The sequence below is a fragment of the Protaetiibacter mangrovi genome (assembly GCF_024752305.1).
Lineage (GTDB): Bacteria > Actinomycetota > Actinomycetes > Actinomycetales > Microbacteriaceae > Homoserinibacter > Homoserinibacter mangrovi.
Genome location: NZ_JANTHX010000004.1, coordinates 439,108 through 457,398, shown reverse-complemented (window position 1 = coordinate 457,398; position 18,291 = coordinate 439,108). Strand labels below are relative to the sequence as shown.

At 70.5% G+C, this 18,291-nt stretch carries 18 protein-coding genes; 8 read left to right on the top strand and 10 right to left on the bottom strand.

Annotated features, from left to right (window positions below; genetic code table 11):
• Positions 1-156: 156 nt before the first annotated feature.
• Positions 157-798: a phosphate signaling complex protein PhoU gene (phoU, locus tag NUH29_RS04410; RefSeq protein ID WP_258797797.1), complete on the top strand. Its 642-nt coding sequence runs from the start codon at positions 157-159 to the stop codon at positions 796-798.
• 5 nt (positions 799-803) lie between these two features.
• Here phoU and NUH29_RS04405 read toward each other — a convergent pair whose 3' ends face one another.
• On the bottom strand, positions 804-3,080 hold the full coding sequence (locus NUH29_RS04405) for an NACHT domain-containing protein (RefSeq protein ID WP_258797796.1): 2,277 nt from the start codon (positions 3,078-3,080) through the stop codon (positions 804-806).
• A gap of 245 nt (positions 3,081-3,325) precedes the next feature.
• Positions 3,326-3,574 carry an SCO4226 family nickel-binding protein gene (locus tag NUH29_RS04400; RefSeq protein ID WP_258797795.1) on the bottom strand — a complete coding sequence of 83 codons (249 nt, stop codon included), beginning with the start codon at positions 3,572-3,574 and terminating at the stop codon, positions 3,326-3,328.
• 108 nt (positions 3,575-3,682) lie between these two features.
• On the opposite strand from NUH29_RS04400, the gene NUH29_RS04395 reads away from it, so the two are divergent.
• Positions 3,683-6,508, top strand: a complete 2,826-nt coding sequence (locus tag NUH29_RS04395) for an ATP-binding protein (RefSeq protein ID WP_258797794.1) — start codon at positions 3,683-3,685, stop codon at positions 6,506-6,508.
• Between the two features lie 3 nt (positions 6,509-6,511).
• Here NUH29_RS04395 and NUH29_RS04390 read toward each other — a convergent pair whose 3' ends face one another.
• Genes NUH29_RS04390 through NUH29_RS04380 form a run of 3 tightly spaced genes read right to left on the bottom strand, consistent with a single transcriptional unit; the run spans position 6,512 to position 7,822 of the window.
• Entirely contained in the window at positions 6,512-6,823 is a 312-nt protein-coding gene (locus NUH29_RS04390) for a thiamine-binding protein (RefSeq protein WP_258797793.1), read from the bottom strand.
• Positions 6,824-6,839: 16 nt separating this feature from the next.
• The gene (locus tag NUH29_RS04385) at positions 6,840-7,043 is read right to left on the bottom strand and encodes a hypothetical protein (RefSeq protein ID WP_258797792.1); all 204 of its coding nucleotides are present in this window, start codon (positions 7,041-7,043) and stop codon (positions 6,840-6,842) included.
• A 32-nt stretch (positions 7,044-7,075) separates the two neighbouring features.
• Positions 7,076-7,822 (bottom strand): phosphoglyceromutase, encoded by a 747-nt coding sequence (locus NUH29_RS04380; protein ID WP_258797791.1) that lies wholly within the window; start codon positions 7,820-7,822, stop codon positions 7,076-7,078.
• Positions 7,823-7,860: 38 nt separating this feature from the next.
• Between NUH29_RS04380 and NUH29_RS04375 the strand changes: the two genes are divergently transcribed.
• Complete coding sequence (locus NUH29_RS04375) at positions 7,861-8,664, top strand: class I SAM-dependent methyltransferase (RefSeq protein ID WP_258797790.1); 804 nt, start codon at positions 7,861-7,863, stop codon at positions 8,662-8,664.
• A gap of 160 nt (positions 8,665-8,824) precedes the next feature.
• On the opposite strand, the gene NUH29_RS04370 is transcribed toward NUH29_RS04375, so the two are convergent.
• The 4 genes from NUH29_RS04370 to NUH29_RS04355 form a co-directional block, all read right to left on the bottom strand.
• Entirely contained in the window at positions 8,825-9,952 is a 1,128-nt protein-coding gene (locus NUH29_RS04370) for an FUSC family protein (protein ID WP_258797789.1), read from the bottom strand.
• Between the two features lies 1 nt (position 9,953).
• Positions 9,954-11,036, bottom strand: coding sequence for a CAF17-like 4Fe-4S cluster assembly/insertion protein YgfZ (gene ygfZ, locus NUH29_RS04365; protein ID WP_258797788.1), 1,083 nt, complete (start codon positions 11,034-11,036; stop codon positions 9,954-9,956).
• Positions 11,033-11,665: a nitrobindin family protein gene (locus NUH29_RS04360; RefSeq protein ID WP_258797787.1), complete on the bottom strand. Its 633-nt coding sequence runs from the start codon at positions 11,663-11,665 to the stop codon at positions 11,033-11,035. The genes ygfZ and NUH29_RS04360 overlap by 4 nt, the downstream gene beginning before the upstream one ends.
• Before the next feature lie 134 nt (positions 11,666-11,799).
• Positions 11,800-12,075: a hypothetical protein gene (locus NUH29_RS04355; protein WP_258797786.1), complete on the bottom strand. Its 276-nt coding sequence runs from the start codon at positions 12,073-12,075 to the stop codon at positions 11,800-11,802.
• 126 nt (positions 12,076-12,201) lie between these two features.
• Between NUH29_RS04355 and NUH29_RS04350 the strand changes: the two genes are divergently transcribed.
• Positions 12,202-12,876, top strand: coding sequence for a response regulator transcription factor (locus tag NUH29_RS04350; protein WP_258797785.1), 675 nt, complete (start codon positions 12,202-12,204; stop codon positions 12,874-12,876).
• Here the strand turns inward: NUH29_RS04350 and NUH29_RS04345 are convergent.
• Positions 12,873-13,334, bottom strand: a complete 462-nt coding sequence (locus NUH29_RS04345; RefSeq protein ID WP_258797784.1) for a hypothetical protein — start codon at positions 13,332-13,334, stop codon at positions 12,873-12,875. The two genes, NUH29_RS04350 and NUH29_RS04345, sit on opposite strands and share 4 nt — an antisense overlap.
• Before the next feature lie 87 nt (positions 13,335-13,421).
• Between NUH29_RS04345 and NUH29_RS04340 the strand changes: the two genes are divergently transcribed.
• The 4 genes from NUH29_RS04340 (at position 13,422) to pstS (ending at position 18,264) form a co-directional block, all read left to right on the top strand.
• The gene (locus NUH29_RS04340) at positions 13,422-13,889 is read left to right on the top strand and encodes a MarR family winged helix-turn-helix transcriptional regulator (protein WP_258797783.1); all 468 of its coding nucleotides are present in this window, start codon (positions 13,422-13,424) and stop codon (positions 13,887-13,889) included.
• A gap of 46 nt (positions 13,890-13,935) precedes the next feature.
• Entirely contained in the window at positions 13,936-16,110 is a 2,175-nt protein-coding gene (locus tag NUH29_RS04335; RefSeq protein WP_258797781.1) for an RNA degradosome polyphosphate kinase, read from the top strand.
• On the top strand, positions 16,107-17,048 hold the full coding sequence (locus tag NUH29_RS04330; RefSeq protein ID WP_258797780.1) for an NUDIX hydrolase: 942 nt from the start codon (positions 16,107-16,109) through the stop codon (positions 17,046-17,048). Before NUH29_RS04335 ends, NUH29_RS04330 begins: the two co-directional genes overlap by 4 nt.
• 127 nt (positions 17,049-17,175) lie before the next feature.
• Complete coding sequence (gene pstS, locus NUH29_RS04325; protein ID WP_258797779.1) at positions 17,176-18,264, top strand: phosphate ABC transporter substrate-binding protein PstS; 1,089 nt, start codon at positions 17,176-17,178, stop codon at positions 18,262-18,264.
• The last annotated feature ends 27 nt before the right edge of the window (positions 18,265-18,291 follow it).

The following is an 18,291-nucleotide window of genomic DNA, read 5'->3' as shown; positions in this document are numbered from 1 at the left end:
CGGAGGTCTCGACATCCCTTACAGGGAAGTTCACGGCCCGGACACCGCTCGTTAACCTTCCCGCGGGACGGTTGCACGGCGGTCGCCCGGGGACCCGGGCCGCCGCATGCCGACGAATGCCGGGCACAGAACCCGGCGGGGAAAGGATCAGATCCGATGCGCGAGGTGTTCCAGCAGGAACTGCGTGAGGTGCAGGAGCGCCTCGTCGAGATCTCCACACTCGTGGCCGACTCGATCGACAACGCCACGCGCGCGTTCAACGAATCGGACGTCGCGCTCGCCGAGACGGTCATCGAGGACGACCAGAAGATCGACGCGCTCGCGACCGAGCTCGACGAGCTGGCCATCACGATCCTCGCCCGCCAGCAGCCGGTCGCCCGCGACCTGCGCATCGTGGTGAGCGCCCTGCGGATCTCGGCGTCGCTCGAGCGGATGGGCGACATGGCCGAGCACATCGCCCAACTCGCCCGCTACCGCTTCCCGGAGAAGGTCGTGCCGAAGGGCCTGCGCTCGACCTTCCGCGAGATGGGGGCGCTCGACGTCGAGATCGCCCGCAAGCTCACCGAGCTGCTCGAGACCGAGGACACGGCGATCGCCGAGCACATCCGCAACGAGGACGACAAGGTCGACGCGCTGCACCTCGCCGTGTTCGACAAGGTGCTCGGCGAGACCTGGAAGGGCGAGACGGTCGACACCGTCGACGCGACCCTCGCCTCGCGCTACCACGAGCGCTTCGCCGACCACGCCGTGTCGATCGCCAAGAAGGTGCAGTACCTCGCCACCGGCGACTGGGTCTGACGCGGTTACCGCCGAAGTCGAAAATCTCCCGGAGCCTCAAGTGCCTGCAGCGCCTCGCTCCGTCTGGACTTCACCGGGACATAGATGATGCTCTTGCCAGCTGTATTTTTTTGAATCCAGCCCGCTGAAATCATTTCCGATATCACGCCAGGAACTTGCTCTCGTAGACTCAAGTCAAGCCCTCTCGAAAGCGCTCCCTCCTTCCGCCCAGTGCCTCTTTGTCCGTAGATTTTTTTGAGGATGGATAGAGCGATCTTGTCGAGAGGGCTGAGGTTGAGTTGCATGATGCCTGATGTCGTCTGCGAGCTACTACTGAAGCGCTCGATTTCAACGTCGACGAACGAGTCTTCTAGCCACGAAGGCACGGCGGTGACTCCATTGAGGAGCCCAATCAAGCCACGCTTGAATACCGGATAGCTGCCGCCCTGCTCCACAGCGCTTAGGTCGACGCTGTGAAATATGCAGTCCTGAAAGCGAACATAGCCGAGCACATGTTCCTCACCGGACAACTCCAATTCGTCAAAGATGACGCCCTCTACGAGGTAGTCCTGCTTCAGGCGGTCTTCGTCGACGCCTTGCTTTTCGGCGACACGCAGCACATCAGCAAGAATCGCATCGAACTGTCCGGAACTGTCGCGCGTCTTGGCCACAGCCAGCACCGCCGCGCCGGTGACACCGTTCTCCGTCGCAACGTCGCTTGCAACCGCCACCCCCAGGTCGCTTGCAGCGGAAACCCAGGACGCCACGCTCTTGAGCGGGTGCTCGGCGTGTGGTGCCGAAAGATATCCGGCGAGATCAATCCCGTACGCCGTATCAGCGAGGTCTAGGTCAACGAAGACGCGAGATTCGTCTGGACTTCCACCGTCGACTGAAAGGCCCGGCAGCCGGAGCAAGAGCTGGAGGCCCTCCTCGTCTGGCTGCCTGTTGTTTACCGCGATGAATGCTGCCCGCATGAGGTCCATCCCGATTGGACCAATCTCATTTCCGGCAGACCGCGCCAGAGTCGCAACTCTCGCAACGATCGCCTCGATGGTCTCGGCACGAACCGCCGCAAACATGCGCGACTCCCGCTGGCATATCGCCTGCAGCAATTGCCGCCAGGCGACCGAACGATCCATCTCCTCAGAGTCGCCACTCACCTCATGCATGCTCGCGAGATACCCGAGGAGGAGTGGACGTCCCGGTATCCAGTCGGGTACCTGCCAATCCACGCTTGCCTTCTGTAGGTACTCAGCTATCTGGCCGTGGTCAAAGTCCGCGAGGAAGATCGAGTCGGCGCGGGAGTCGAACCCCAAAGCAACTTTCATCTCGTCGTTCGTCGAGAAATAGTTGGGTCGTCCGCAGATGATGATGCCAGTACCTTCTGGGGTCTCTTCAACGAGTCGACGTATCGGTGCCATCGCCTCCCAGCGGACCTCCCGGAGATCGGCGGCATTCCCCATCCAACGAACCGGGACGATCTCGTCGAATCCGTCGAGAAGCAACACAACCCCACCTGAACGCCAAGCGGAAATTAGGCTTCGCTCCTCAACAAAGCCGATGTCCTCCGCATGACGGCGAAATATTTCCGCCGGGGTTCGAAGCCCGACGCAATCGCGAAGGTTGATATGGACGGGGAAGCGCGTGAGCTTATTCCCGCGGAAGTGATCACGGCGCAGCGATCGGTATATCTCGCGGAGTCCGTGACTCTTGCCGACACCAAAATCGCCCGTTAGTACGATGTGTCGGCCGCCTAGCAACGCGTCCGACACGTTGCCCACGCTTCGCGGACCATTCCCGATCGTCTCGAAGTCAACGTCGACGCGAAATCCCGCGCCGCTGGCCGCCGGCGCGTACGCGAGACTCCCAAAGGGCGCACTGTCACGCTGCTGAAGGTAGAGCTCGGAGTTGCAGATTCTCTGCAATAGCGTGCTTGCACTGATTGCCTTCAGAGGTAGGGCATTCTTCTTCGCCAACGCCTGGATCACGGTCCGCTGCTCAGGTGTCGGTTCCTCGCGAGTAACAAACCAGCCATTGACGGACCGATAGAGATTCTCCGGCTTCGCCGCGAGAGATTTCATCATGTCGACGAGTTTCTGGCCGTCGTATTCGGCCTTCTCCTTGGTGCGCAGCGTCGTCACTTCGTAGACGTGAACCTGGCTTTCATTGGTAAAGACCGAGTCGCGCTCTCGGCCCTCGTAGATCTCGGCACCCTGGGTGCCAAGGGGGTCATGGATTGCTCGCGCTAGTGCCAGTACACGCTTCTCGAACTGCGGCCCGGTCTCAGAGTTCGATTCGGTCACCAATTACCCCCAGCCGATGGTCAAGATCAATCAGGGGTAGCTTTCCCGACAAGGAATTGAGGGTCAATACGTCCCCGGCGATGCCCGACAAGCCAGACGCACTCACCCGCCGCGCGCGAACCAGCGCAGCGTCGTGAGCTGTTGCCGTTCCTGACGGGCGCGCAGCGCATTCCTCCGCAGCCTCCGCTCCGTGCGGAGCGCACGCCGACGACGACGGCGCTCCGCACGACAGTCTGCCGAGGTGGTCATACCTCGATCGGCAGCTCGTAGACCTGGGCGGTGGGGTGGCCGGCGCGCTCGTGGATGCGCATCACCGCCTCACGCGACGGCCCGGTCGACAGGCAGAACACCTTGCCCGAGTCGGGGTCGAGCCAGGCGCGCTCGAAGTGCACGCCCTCCTCGCCCTCGATCGCCAGGTCGGCCTCGTGGGCCGCCTCAAGCTGCTGCTTGGTCACGCCCACGAATCCGTCGTGGACATCCATGAATCGCGCCATGGGGACGCTCCTTCCGTTCGGTGTCCCCACGCTCCGCGTGCGCACCTCCCCGCAACATCGGTCGATCGACCTATGTCGCCCGCGCGTCAGCGCTCCTATGCTCACGTCGTGACCGCGGAATCCCCCACCGCAGACCGGCGACCTGCCCGGGTGCGCGCCGAGCTCGTCGGCCGCGACGACGTGCTCGCGCTCGCCGAGCGGCGCTGGGCCGAGGCGGCGGCCGGCGACGGCCAGTTCCTGCTGGTCGCGGGCGAGGCGGGGATCGGCAAGTCGCGGATGCTCGACGAGATCGCCAGTCGCCTCCCCGACGTCGCCACCCTGACGACACGTGCCTGGCCGAAGGACACCGAATTCCCAGGCGCCGTGCTGTTCGACCTCGCCCGTGCCCTGCGCCAGTCGGGGCGCGGCGAGCCGGCGGATGCCCTGGCGACGCGGGTGCGCGCCGACGACACCTCGGGCGACGCCGCCCGGCGCTACCGCATCCTGGTCGCCGACCTCGCCGACCTCGTGCTGGAGGTGCTGACCGGGGAGGCGACGCTGCTGCGCATCGAGGACCTCCACTGGGCGGACGAGTTGAGCCTCGACGTGCTGGAGCGCGTCGCGCCCCTCGTGCGCCGGGCCCCGGCACTCGTCGTCGCGACCTACCGCAGCGACGAGGTGCGCCCGGGGTCGTCGCTCGCCGTCTGGCGCAGCCACCTGCTTGCCCAGCGCTTCGCCGAGGAGGCGCCGCTCGCCCCACTCGACGCGGACGGCACCGCCCGGCTGGCGGAGTCGCTGCTCGGCGAGGTGCCGAGCGCGGCGCTGCTCGAGGATCTGCTCACGCGCAGCAACGGCATCCCGTTGTACGTGGAGGAGCTCATCGCCGCCGGCGACGCCCACCTCGTGCCCGACACCATCGCCGAGGCGGTGCGGCAGCGCGCATCCGGGCTGCCCGCCGAGGTGCAGACCGTGGCCGAGGCCGCCGCGGTGATCGGATGCTCGTTCGAGTTCCCGCTGCTGCTCGACATCCTGGGCGGTCGCGGCGACGACGAGCTGGAGGAGCGGCTGCGCAACCTCTGCGACGAGCACCTTCTCGAGCGGCTGTCGGCGACGAAGTACGACTACCGGCACGCCCTGCTGCGGGACGCCCTCTACGAGGAGATCCCGGTGACGCGGCGACGGCGCCTGCACGAAGCGGTCGCCGCGGCATCCGAGCGGGCGGGGCTTCGCGCCTCCTACCTCTCCGAGCAGTACGAGCTCGCGGGACTCCCCGAGCGGGCCTTCCCCCATGCCGTCCGCGCGGCCGACGCGGCCGCCGGCATCTCCGCGCACCGCGAGGCCGCCGATCTCTACTCCCGCGCGCTGCGCACCGCGCCCGCCGACGTCGACCCCGCGGAGCTCGCGCGGCTGACCGCCTGCAGCGCCGCGGAGCTCGCGGCGATCGACGACAGCTCCGCCGCCGCGACACGCTTCGAGGATGCGATCCGTCGGCTGCGGGAGGTCGGCGACGTCGACCGTGCGGCGGCCCTCGTGGCCCCGCTGATGGCGATGCGGCACCTGCTCGGCGACGACCTCGCCCAGCGGATCGGCCTCGCCGCCGAGGCGCGCGGATGGCTCGAGGCGACACCCGGCGGTGGCGGCGACGCGGCGTGGGGCCGCCTGCTCGGCGCCGAGGCGGCCGCCTACATGCTCGCCCGGCGACTCGACGCCTCGATCGACATCGGCCAGCAGGCGCTCACCCGCCTGGAGCGCGACGCCGACCCCGCGGCCAGGCTCGACGTGCAGGCGACCCTCGGAGCGGTCCAGGTGTTCGCGGGTCGGACCGAGGGCTGGGAGCTACTCGAGGGCGTCATCCGCGAGGCGGGCACCGAGCACGAGGCGGCCGCCGTGCGTGCCCGGCGGATGATCGCGACCTCCGCATCCGTGCTCGTCGAGTACGGGATCGCGACGCGCTGGCTCGACGAGGGCCTCGAGTTCACCGCGGCGGCCGAGCGCTGGAACGACCACCACTATCTGCGCGCCCATCGGGGTCACGTGCGCTGGGCGACCGGTGCCCCCGGCGCGGAGCGCGACGCGCAGCGCGCGCTGGCGGATGGTCACGGCATCACCACCGAGATCGAGGCCCTCAAGGTGCTCGGCTACGTGGAGCTCGCCCGCGGGCGCCTCGACCTGGCCCGCGAGCACCTGCGACGTTCCCTCGAACTCGGACGGCGGATGGAGGAGCTGCAGCGGGTGAGCCCCGCCCTCTGGGGGCTCGCCGAGGCGGCGCTGCACGGCGGCGATCCGGATGCCGCGATCGGTTTCGTGGAGGACGGGTACCGCGAGTCCGCGGCCGTCGACGACGCCGCCTACCTGTTCCCGTTCGTGCTGACCGGGGTGCGCGCCCGTCTCGCCGCCCGCGACCACGAGGGGGCCCGCGAGTGGCTCGACCGCGCGGGGTCGCTCGTGCGGCACCGCGGCATCCCCGGCACCCTGCCCGCGCTCGACCACGCCGAGGGGGTGCTCCAGCTCGCCGAGGGGCGCACCAACACCGCCCGGCCGCTGCTCGAGTCCGCGGCCGCGGCGTGGCTCGCCCGGGGCCGGATGTGGGAGGGCGTGCAGGCGCAGCTCGACCTCGCCCGCTGTGCGGCCCGCGCCCGGCGGCTCGGAGAGGCCGCGAGACTCGTCGCGGAGGCGCGGCGCCGCGCCGAGGAGGCCGACGCTCCCCTGCTGGCGCGGATGGCGGCATCCGTGCGGCTGGACGCCGACGCGCCCGGCTCGACCGGACCGCTCACGGCCCGCGAGTTCGAGGTCGCGGCGCTCGTCTCGGCGGGCGCGACGAATCGCGAGATCGCGGAGCGGCTGGTGATCTCGCCGAAGACCGCGTCGGCGCACATCGAGCACATCCTGGCCAAGCTCGGCATGTCGCGACGCGCCGAGGTGGCCGCCTGGGTCTCGCGCCGCTCGGCCGAGTGACGGCTAGGAGCCGAGCTCGTCGATCGCGCGCTCGAGGCGCTCGACCTTGCCGTCCAGCTCGCCCGAGTACCCGGGGCGGATGTCGGCCTTCAGCACGAGCGACACCCGCGAGCCGTAGGCGGCCACCGCATCCGTGGCGCGCTTGACGACGTCCATGACCTCGTCCCACTCCCCCTCGAGCTCGGTGAACATCGAGGTGGTGCGGTTCGGCAGCCCCGACTCGCGCACGATCTGCACGGCGGCGGCGACGGCGTCGTGCACCGAGCCGTCGGCATCCCCCGTTCCGGACGGGGCGACGGAGAACGCGACGAGCATGGGGCGACCTTTCGACTCAGTTGTGGGGCTCGGATTCGGCAGGGGACCTGTCGGGTCTGCTCCGCCGGAGAGCCTTCCTCCCGGCTTCCACGCCGTACCCGAGCGCCCGGGAGATGGCAACGTACGCCAGCACGACGAGCCCTGCGCCGACGACGAACTGGATGAAGCCCCAGAAGAGCAGCACCCACATCGACGCGGCGTTGTCCGGCTCGGGGAGCATCGTGCCACCGACCTGCCGGCGCCCCGCGGACCCTACTTCTTGCCCTGGGCGGCGACCGCGGCGGCCCCGGCCTCGGCGGCCTCGGGGTCGAGGTAGCGGCCGGGGGCGGTGGGGCGGAAGTCGTCGTCGAGCTCGTAGACGAGCGGGATGCCGGTCGGGATGTTGAGCTCGGCGATGTCGGCGTCGCTGATGCCGTCGAGGTGCTTCACGAGCGCGCGCAGCGAGTTGCCGTGGGCCGTGACGAGCACCGTCCTGCCGGCGGCGAGGTCGGTCGTGATGTCCGAGAACCAATAGGGCAGCATGCGGTCGATCACGAGCTTCAGGCTCTCGGTGCGCGGCAGCTCCGCGTCGGGGAGGTCGGCGTAGCGCTCGTCGCCCACCTGGCTGTACGGGGCGTCGTCGTCGAGCGGCGGCGGCGGGGTGTCGAAGCTGCGGCGCCAGGTCTGGAACTGCTCGGGGCCGTACTTCTCGAGGGTCTCGGCCTTGTCGAGTCCCTGCAGCGCACCGTAGTGGCGCTCGTTGAGGCGCCAGCTGCGCTTGACCGGGATCCACAGCCGGTCGGCCACCTCGAGTGCGAGGTTCGCGGTCTGGATGGCGCGGGTGAGCACGCTCGTGTAGAGGATCTCGGGCGCCAGCCCGGACTCGGCGAGCAGCTCGCCGGCGCGCTTCGCCTCGGCGACGCCCTGCTCCGAGAGCCGCACGTCGACCCATCCGGTGAAGAGGTTCTTCTGGTTCCATTCGGAGTTGCCGTGGCGCAGCAGGATGAGCGTGGAGGTCATGCGGAAAGCCTACCCAGGCGGCGATAACGTGGGGCGCGATGGCGAGAGCGGGCAGGCCGGAGGGACGGATCACGCGCGGCACCACCGGGGTCAACCGGCTGCGCCGGGTGGACCGGTGGATCGCCGCGCTGCCGGCGCTCAGGGCGGCGGAGGATCCGCTCGTCGTCGACCTGGGCTACGGGGCGTCCGCCACCACGAGCAACGAGCTGCGGGCGCGGCTCGCGCGGGTGCGCTCGGACGTGGAGGTGCTCGGCATCGAGATCGACCCCGAGCGGGTGCGCCTCGCCTCCGCGGCCGCCGCGCCGGGGGTGAGCTTCCGGCTCGGCGGCTTCGAGGTGCCGACCGACGGCGGGCGCCGGCCCGCGATCATCCGGGCGTTCAACGTGCTGCGGCAGTACGACGAGGCGGAGGTCGCCGATGCCTGGGCGCGGATGGGCACGCGCCTCGCCCCCGGCGGGCAGCTCGTCGAGGGCACCTGCGACGAGCTGGGGCGGATCTCGAGCTGGGTGACGCTCGACGCCGACGGGCCGCACACCTTCACGATCTCGCTGCGCCTGGCCGAGCTCGAGGCGCCCTCGATCGTGGCCGAGCGGCTGCCGAAGGCGCTCATCCACCGCAACGTGCCGGGCGAGCGCGTGCACGCGCTGCTCGTCGACCTCGACCGGGCGTGGGCGACGCATGCGCCGCTGTCGGTCTACGGGCCGGTGCAGCGCTGGCAGGCGGCCGTGGCATCCGTCCGCGACTCGTGGCCCGTGCTCGACACCCCGCCGCTCGGCGGCCGAGCCCGCTGGCGTCTCGGCGAGCTCGCCCTCCCCTGGCTCGCCGTCGCCCCGAACCCCTGAGGCTCGTTCTCGAGGCGTCACTTTGCGTCGCGTCCCTCACCACGCAAGCGACACAAAGTGACGCCTCGATCTCTCCCGTCGGCAGGTGTGCCTGTGAGGCGTCGATTTGGGTCGTCCAAAGCTGCTGGGAGGCGACACAAAGTGACGCCTCGGGTAGGGGTCACGCCACGGGGGGCAGCAGGGCGCGCGCGGCGTCGGGGTCGAGACCGGATGCGTCGAGCAGGTCGACGGCGAGCGGGCGCAGCAGCAGCAGGATGGCGACGTCCGTCACGGGGGCACCGGGCAGCACCTCGGCCGGGTCGAGCCGCGCGGCGAGGCGCGTGAGGTCCGCCCGTGCGGCCCCCGCGAGCTCGGGGTCGTCCTGCTCGCGCCCGAGCATGCGCACCCCCGAGGCGAGCTGCGAGACGAGCCCGGCGAGCGCCGGCCGCGCACGGCCGTCGCGCACCAGGAACTCGGAGCGGCGGGCGATCGTGCGCAGGTGACGGGTCGCCAGGTCCGCGCCCCGCAGCACCCGGGTGCTGCGCCGCAGCTCGGGCAGGTGCCGGTTGACCCACGGCGAGATGCGGGCGATCGAGATCGCCGAGTCGAGCGAGGTGCCCCAGGCGTCGACGAGCGGCTGGGTGCGCCGCAGTCGGGTGAGGGCGAGGTCCGCGGCCGCGGGGTCCGCGTGCGCGAGCGCGTCGACGATCGAGCCGAGCGACTCCTCGAGCACCGAGAACAGGGCGCGGCCGTCGCGGGCCGCCGAGCGACGCGGGTCGCGCGGGATGAGCGCGGTGACGAGCAGCGCGACGACCCCGCCGACGAGGCCGTCGAGGGAGCGCGTGAACGGACCGCCGACCGGATCGGGCAGCATCACGACGAGCGCCGACGGCACGGCCGCCGCCACCGCGAACGACGGGTTCGCCGAGACGGCGCGGCCCACCACGAACACCGCGGCGAGCACGAGCAGCAGCTGCCAGAGGCCGCGCCCGACGAGCAGTGCGAGCGCGTCGCCGAGGGCGATCCCCAGCAGGATGCCGACGACCGACTCGGCCACCCGCACGGGCCGGGCGTCGCGGGTGAAGCCGAGCGAGTTGATGGTCACCGTGATCGCGAGGAGCGGCACGGCATGTCCGAGACCCCAGTGGGCGATCGCGTAGGCGGCGGCCACCGCGGTGAGGATCTGCAGGATCGCGGGGAGCGACTCCCACACCCGACGACCCGCCATCCGCAGGTCCACCTGGCGCCGCACCCGGCGCTCGAGTCGGCGCAGCTCGGCGCTCACGCTCGCGTCGGACCGCTCCGTCACCTCAGCGCCGCACCGCACCCAGGCGCGGGATGCGCGGCACGTCGGCGGTCGCGCCCGCGTCGGGCGGCACGATCACCTGCTGGGCCGCCGGCACGAGCACGTCGTCGACGACGACCGTGAGCTCGGATGCCGGATCCGCGGACCGCTTGAGGATCGCCAGCGCCACCGGTCCGAGCTCGTGGTGCCAGGCGGCGGCGGTGACGCGTCCGACCGCGGCGCCCTCGGAATCGGGGCGGCCGAGCCGCACCTCGTCGCCGGCCGCGGGCAGCACGCCGTCGGAGCCGTCGAGGTGCAGCATCACGAGCCGCCGCGGGGGGTGGCCGAGGTTGTGCACCTTGGCGACCGTCTCCTGGCCGCGGTAGCAGCCCTTCGCGAGGTGAACGGCCGAGCGGAGCCAGTCGAACTCGTGCGGCAGCGAGGTGCCGTCCAGTTCGGTCGCGGCCCGCGGGCGCCAGGCGGCGATCCGCAGCGCCTCGAGCGCGAGGGTTCCCGCGGCGGGCAGTCCGGCCAGTTCGGGCAGCCGCTCGCGCTCCACGAGCGCCTCGCGGTAGCTCCAGCCGTCGGCCGGATGCGTGCCGGCGGCGTACTGGAATCCGCCCGCCTGCACGACGCCCCAGGGGTCGACCCAGACCAGCGGCACCCCGTTCGGCGCCGCGGTGGCGGCGGGGGCGTCGCCGAAGGTGCCGACGGTCGCGAACTCGCCCGAGCGGTCGGCGACGACGACCTGCAGCATGAACCGCATCCGGTCGAGGAAGGCGGCGAAACCGGCACCCGTGCCCGCATCCATCAGCAGCCACGCGACCTCGCCGTCGTCGAGCACGCGCGCGGCGTACTCGATGCGGCCCGAGGGGTCGAGCAGCAGGGTCTCGGCGGAGTCGCCCGGCGCGAGGCCCGCGAGCGACTGCGAGGTGAGCGAGTCGACGAGGCGAAGGCGGTCGGGTCCGGTGAGCGAGACGACGTCGCGGTCGGAGAGGTCGACGATCGCGGTTCCGGCGGCGAGCGGACGCTGCTCGCCGATCGGGTCGCCGTAGTGCTCGGGCGGGTCGCCCACGGCGCCGTCCCGATCCGCGAAGGGGGAGGTCATTCGACGCGCCCCAACCGCCCCGACGCGTGGGTGCGCAGGTCCTGGCCGAGTGCCGCGATGTCCCACGCCCACAGCAGGTGGTCGTCGACGAGACCGTAGAGGCGGGTGGCCGCGGCGTAGTCCTTCGCCGTGCCGGAACGCAGCACGGCATCCGTCGCGAGGTCGATGCGCGGGCCGTTGATCTCGCCGAGGTAGAGCTCGCTGACCCCGCCCGGCTGCACGAGCATCACCTCGATGTCGAAGGCGCCGCGACCGTTGCGCAGCGTCTCGACGGCGTCGGCGGTCCGGAAGATCGGCGCTGCTGTGCCGGGGAGCATCGCCGGGCCGTCGTCGGCGTCGACGAGCGGGCGCGAAAGCCGCCAGTAGCCGATCTCCGAGAACAGATGGCGCGGATGCGGCGCCACGTCGTCATCGGACGCCGCGGCGTCGGTCTCGGGCAGCAGCCACGCGGTGCACGAGTACTGCAGGTGCGGGGTGCCGTCGTGGCTGAACGCGACGCGCTGCCCGAACTCGTGCTCGCGCACCTCGTCGCCCACCTTGTAGGCCACGACACCGCTGCCCTCCCAGACGCCGATCAGCCAGGAGAGCGGGACGAGTTCGGCCGGCAGGTCGACGTCGAGCTCGAACACGGCCTCAGCGCTGGCCGCGGAAGAGGTTGTAGAGCACGACGACCGAGACGGCCCCGATGGAGAGCGTCGCGAGGCCGAGCAGACCGATGAAGAAGAGCTCGAGCGCCAGCATCATGGGATCGAGTCTAGTGCGATCAGGCCGCGCCGGCCGTCAGGCCGCCGAACGCCCAGATGAGCAGCGTCGCGAGCACGAGGATGAGGAACGCCCCGCCGAGGCTCGCCACGATCCGCTCCACGAACCCCTCCTTGCGCGCGAGGGAGAGCTGGATGGTGAAGGTGAGCAGCACCGCGAGCGCCAACACGACGGGCAGCCAGACGAGCGGGGCGGCGGATGCGATGAACGCGACCGCGACGGCGCCGACGAGGGCGAGGACCCAGACGGGGATCACGCTGCGCAACGAGCTGGACACGGTGCCCAGCCTACGGCGTCGCCCCCCGTCCGGGGCCCCGCGCGGGGCCCGAGGAGAGCCGCGGGCCCGGGCCTGCGTACACTGTGCCCTAGCGACGAGACCCGATACCGCCTCGAAAGGACCTGCGTGGCGCAGCTGCTGATATTGAGCTCCGCCGCCGACACGGATGTGCTGCCGGCGCTGGGACTGCTCAGCCACCGCGTGCGCGTGATCCCCGCGGAGCCCGCGTCTCTCGTCAACGCGCCCACCTCGGACCTCGTCTTCGTCGATGCGCGTCAGGATCTGGCGAGCGCCAAGTCGCTGTGCAAGATCCTCCGCACCACCGGGCTCGGCGTGCCGCTCGTGCTCGTGCTGACGGAGGGCGGGCTCACCGCGGTCTCCGCCGACTGGGGGGTCGACGAGGTCATCCTGTCGACCGCCGGTCCCGCCGAGGTCGACGCCCGCATCCGCCTGGTGATCGACCGGCTCGCCAAGGAGAACTCGGTCTCCAAGATCCAGGCCTCCGGCGTCGTGATCGACGAGGCGAGCTACTCGGCGAAGGTGCACGGTCGCCCGCTCGACCTCACCTTCAAGGAGTTCGAGCTGCTGCGCTTCCTCGCCACCCACCCGAGCCGCGTGTTCACGCGCGAGCAGCTGCTCAGCGAGGTGTGGGGGTACGACTACTTCGGCGGCACCCGCACCGTCGACGTGCACGTGCGCCGCCTGCGCGCGAAGCTCGGCGACCTCGAGTCGCTGATCGGCACGGTGCGCAACGTCGGCTATCGCTTCAACGTCTACGAGGACGAGCAGGTCGGGGTCTAGTCCCGCAGCGCGTCGATCGTCGCCGCGCGCGAGAAGCTCGCGGTCGGGATCGCCGCCGACACGGCCGAGAGCACCGCGCCGTCCGCGTCGAGCACGAAGGTGCCGCTGTGCTGCAGCGCGAGGAAGCGGCCGAGGCCGAGCGCCGGGTGCGCGTCGTCGGATGCGCGCACGACGATGCCGCGCCCGGCGAGTCGCGCCTGCGCCTCGGCCGCCGCATCCGCTCCCCCGGGTGCGACGAACACGATGGGCACGTCGGGGATCTCGCCGGCCGACCGCATCCGCTGCAGGACGGCGCCGTGGCCGAGGCAGACCGGGCAGCTGGGCGAGCGCATGAAGTGCACGACGGCGCGGCGTCCGCCGATCAGCTCGGAGAGCGGCGCGACGTGCCCGTCGGCGTCGACGAGGTCGAGGGCGGGGAAGGCGGTGCCCCGGGCGGGGAGGACGATGTCGTTCGGCATAATGTGCTTTCTGCGGTCGAGATGAACTAGTAAAGGTGCTTTCCTAAATAGTCAGGTCGATTGCCTAATTTGTCAAGGACGTTGCCCATGTCGGACGGATCCGAGCTCGACGAGCTCGCCGAGGCGCTCGCCGCCGACGTCGCGCTGACCCTCGGGGCCGCCGAGCGCGCGGCGCGGAGCGCCCTGTTCCGGCACCTGCACGCCCGGGGCCACGACGCGATCCGACCCGCGCACCTGCCCGTCTTCGCCGGGCTCGACGCCGGCGGCAGCCGCATCACCGATCTCGCAGCGCACGCCGGACTCACCCGGCAGGCGATGGGGATGCTCGTGCGCGACGTCGAGGAGGCCGGCTACGTGCGCACCGGCCCCGACCCCGACGACGGCCGGGCCGTGCGCGTCGAGCTCACCGAACGCGGCATCGCGTTCTGCCTCGACGCCGCACGCAGCTCCCGTGCCGTCTCCGCCGAGCTCTCCGAGCGCCTCGGCGCCGCGCGCCTCGACGCGATGCTCGGATCGGCCCGGGCGATCGCCTCCCCCGAATCCATGGAGCAGTAGCCCCCTATTCACGGATGCGTCACGCCATTGCTGGCAGGATGGGGCGATGGAGACGAACAGCCCGCTCGGAGACGCGACGCTGGCCGCCGATCTGCTCGACGACTACGAGGCCGATCCCGCCCCCGTCGACGACGGCACGCTGCCTCCCGACCGCTTCCTCGACCGCGAGATCAGCTGGCTGGCCTTCAACCAGCGGGTGCTCGAACTCGCCGAGGACCCGGCCCTCCCGCTGCTCGAACGCTCCAACTTCCTCGCCATCTTCGCCTCGAACCTCGACGAGTTCTTCATGGTGCGCGTCGCGGGCCTCAAGCGCCGTATCGACACCGGCCTCGCCGTTCCGACCAACGTCGGCCGGGCCCCGCTCGAGGTGCTCGAGGACATCTCCGAGCGCGCGCACGAGCTGCAGGAGCGCCACGCGCGCGCGTTCCACGACCTCGTCAAGCCCGCGCTCGACGATGCCGGCATCCACATCGAGAACTGGAGCGACCTCGACGAGGTCGACCGCGAGCGGGTGCACGACATCTTCCAGAACCAGATCTTCCCGGTGCTGATGCCGCTCGCCGTCGACCCGGCGCATCCGTTCCCCTACATCTCCGGGCTCTCACTCAACCTCGCGATCCGGGTGCGCAACCCGAAGACCGACAAGGTGGAGTTCGCGCGCCTCAAGGTGCCCACCAACCTGCCGCGGTTCGTGCAGCTGCCGGAGACCACCGGCATCCGCCGCTACATCCCCCTCGAGGATCTGATCGCCAACCACCTCGGCGAGCTGTTCCCGGGCATGGAGGTGCTCGAGCACCACGAGTTCCGGGTGACCCGCAACGAGGACGTCGTCATCGAGGAGGACGAGACCGAGAACCTGCTGCAGGCGCTCGAGAAGGAGCTGCTGCGCCGACGCTTCGGCTCGCCCATCCGCCTCGAGATCTCGGACGACATGGACGAGGTGACCCTCGGGCTGCTCATGCAGGAGCTGCGCATCACCGACCGCGAGGTGTACCGGCTGCCCTCCCCGCTCGACCTCGGCGGCCTCTTCGAGCTGTCGGGCCTCGACCGCCCGGAGCTGCGCTACCCGCGCCGGGTGCCGACGACCTCGGTCGCGCTGCAGCCCGCCGAACCCACCGAGAAGCCCGACATCTTCGCCTCCATCAGCAAGGGCGACATCCTGCTGCACCACCCCTACGAGTCGTTCGCGACGAGCGTGCAGGCGTTCCTCGAGCAGGCCGCGGCCGACCCGAACGTGCTCGCCATCAAGCAGACCCTCTACCGCACGAGCGGCGACAGCCCCATCGTCGAGGCGCTCATCGACGCCGCCGAGGCGGGCAAGGCCGTGCTCGCGCTCGTCGAGATCAAGGCCCGCTTCGACGAGCAGGCCAACATCTCCTGGGCGCGCAAGCTCGAACGGGCCGGCGTCCACGTCGTCTACGGTCTCGTCGGTCTCAAGACCCACTGCAAGCTCGCCCTCGTCGTGCGTCAGGAGGGCGGCGAGCTCAAGCACTACAGCCACATCGGCACCGGCAACTACAACCCGAAGACCAGCCGCATCTACGAAGACCTCGGCCTGCTGACCGACGACGACACCGTCGGCAAGGACCTCACGCGGCTCTTCAACGAGCTCTCGGGTTACGCCATCGAGAAGAAGTTCAAGCGGCTGCTCGTCGCACCCCGCTACCTGCGCAAGGCGCTGCTCAAGAACATCGAGCAGGAGGCCGACAACGCGCGGCTCGGCAAGCCCTCCGGCATCCGGATCAAGGTGAACTCGATGGTCGACGAGGCCATCATCGACGGGCTCTACCGCGCGAGCCAGGCGGGGGTGCCCGTCGAGGTGTGGGTGCGCGGCATCTGCTCCCTGCGGCCCGGGGTGCCGGGGCTCAGCGAGAACATCCGGGTGCGCTCGATCCTCGGGCGCTACCTCGAGCACTCGCGCATCTTCGCGTTCGCGAACGACGGCGACCCGCAGGTCTACATCGGCAGCGCCGACATGATGCACCGCAACCTCGACCGCCGCGTCGAGGCCCTCGTGCGGCTCGACGCGCCCGCCCACATCGCCGAGACGGCCGAGCTGTTCGACCTCGCGATGGATGCGAGCACCTCGGCGTGGGAGCTCGAGGCCGACGGCGCATGGCTGCGTCACGACCGCGACGCGGAGGGCCAGCCGCTCACCGACCTGCAGGACGCGACCTGGCGGCAGGTGTCGAGCCGTCGCCGGACGGGAGGATCCCGATGAGCCAGGCCCCCGTGCTGGCCGCCGGGGCCGTCTGCTGGAAGGTCTCCAAGAAGGGCAAGCCGAAGGTGCTGCTCGTGCACCGCACGCAGCACAAGGACGTGTCGCTTCCCAAGGGCAAGGTCGACCCGGGCGAGACGCTGCCCGAGACGGCCGTGCGCGAGATCGCCGAGGAGACGGGCCTCATCATCGGCCTGGGCGCCCCGCTCGGGGTCGTCGAATACCAGCTCCCCGGAGGCCGCGACAAGCAGGTCTACTACTGGGCCGGGGAGGTCAGCCGCGAGGCGATCGCGAACTCGACGTTCGTGTCGAACGACGAGATCGAGGAGCTGCACTGGGTGGGGCTCAAGAAGGCCGCGAAGGTGCTGAGCTACCCGCACGACCTCGACATCGTCGACCGCTTCGCCGAGCTGTACGCCCAGGGGCGCGCGCGCACGTTCGCGATCGTCGCGCTGCGGCACGGCAAGGCCGTGCCGGCCGAGGACTGGGACGGCCCCGACTCGACGCGCCCGCTCATGCAGCGGGGAATCGACCAGTCGATGAGCGTCTCGCACGGCATCGCCGCGTTCCGGCCGCGCACCCTCGTCAGCTCGACGGCCGAGCGCTGCCTGCGCACCATCGCCCCCACGGCCCGCGTGACGGGGCTCCCGGTCGACGAGGAGCACGTGATCGCGCAGGACGCCTACCGCTCGGGCGGCAAACCGGTGGCGGAGCTCGTGGCGGACCGCATCCGGATGCGCGAGTCGGTGGTGCTGTGCAGTCACGGTCCGGTGCTGCCGCAGATCATCGCCGCGGTCGCCGAGCAGACGCGGACCTCCGGCAGCAGCAAGCTGCAGCGCGCGGCCGCGCTCTCGACCGGCGAGTACGCCGTGCTGCACGTGCCGGTCGACGACCCCGAGAGCGGGATCGTCGCCGTCGAGGTGCACAGCCCGACCACGTAGTTACCGTTCCGTTCACCTTCCGTTCACCGTTCCCGCCGAACCTGGTCACCGTCGCTTCCTAGCGTCGGGGATCGAGGCCGCCAAGAGCCTCGAATCACCCCTGACCGACATTCCCGAAGGGAACACAGTGAAGATCACGCGTATCGGTGGCATCGCCGCCCTCGCGATGGTGGGCGCCCTCGCGCTCTCCTCGTGCGCCTCGAACGAGACGCCGTCCGGCGACGAGAGCTCGGCGAGCACCCTCTCCGGCACGTTCAACGGCGCCGGTTCCTCGGCCCAGGGCTCCGCCCAGGAGGCCTGGATCGCCGCCTTCCAGACCGCCAACCCGGATGTGACCATCAACTACGACCCGACCGGTTCGGGCGCGGGCCGCGCGACCTTCATCGCCGGCGGCTCCGACTGGGCCGGCTCCGACTCGGCCCTCTCGGACGACGAGCTCGCCGGCACCTTCGAGTCGTGCGCCGCCGACTCCAAGGCGCTCGACATCCCGACCTACATCTCGCCCATCGCGGTGATCTTCAACGTGGACGGCGTCGACGAGCTGAACCTCGACTCCGACACCCTCGCCAAGATCTTCAAGGGCGACATCACCAACTGGAACGACCCGGCGATCGCCGCCCTCAACGACGGCGTGACCTTCCCCGACCTGGCGATCACCGCGGTGCACCGCTCGGACGACTCGGGTACGACCAAGAACTTCACCGACTACCTCGGCCAGACGGCTCCCACCGTGTGGGACCAGAAGGCGGCCGACACCTTCCCGTTCCAGAGCGGTGAGGGCGCCCAGGGCACGACCGGTGTCGTCGACGCCGTCACCAACGGCTCGGGCACCATCGGCTACGCCGACGCGTCGAAGGCCGGCTCGCTCGGCACCGCCGCGATCAAGGTGGGCGACGAGTTCGTGTCGTACACGCCGGAGGCCGCGGCCGCCGTCGTCGCCGACTCGCCCCTCGCCGACGGCCGCGACGCGAACGACCTCGCGTTCAAGCTCGACCGCACCACGACCGACCCGAGCCACTACCCGCTCGTGCTCGTCTCGTACAGCATCGTCTGCCAGGAGTACGCCGACCCGGCCAAGGCCGAGTTCGTGAAGGCCTACATCGGCTACATCACGAGCGCCGACGGCCAGTCGGTCGCCGCCGAGTCGGCGGGCGCCGCCCCGCTCTCGGACGACCTGTCGGCGAAGGTCGCCGACGCGATCGCGTCGATCAAGTAACACCTGTGTCGGGCTGCGGTCCCCGGG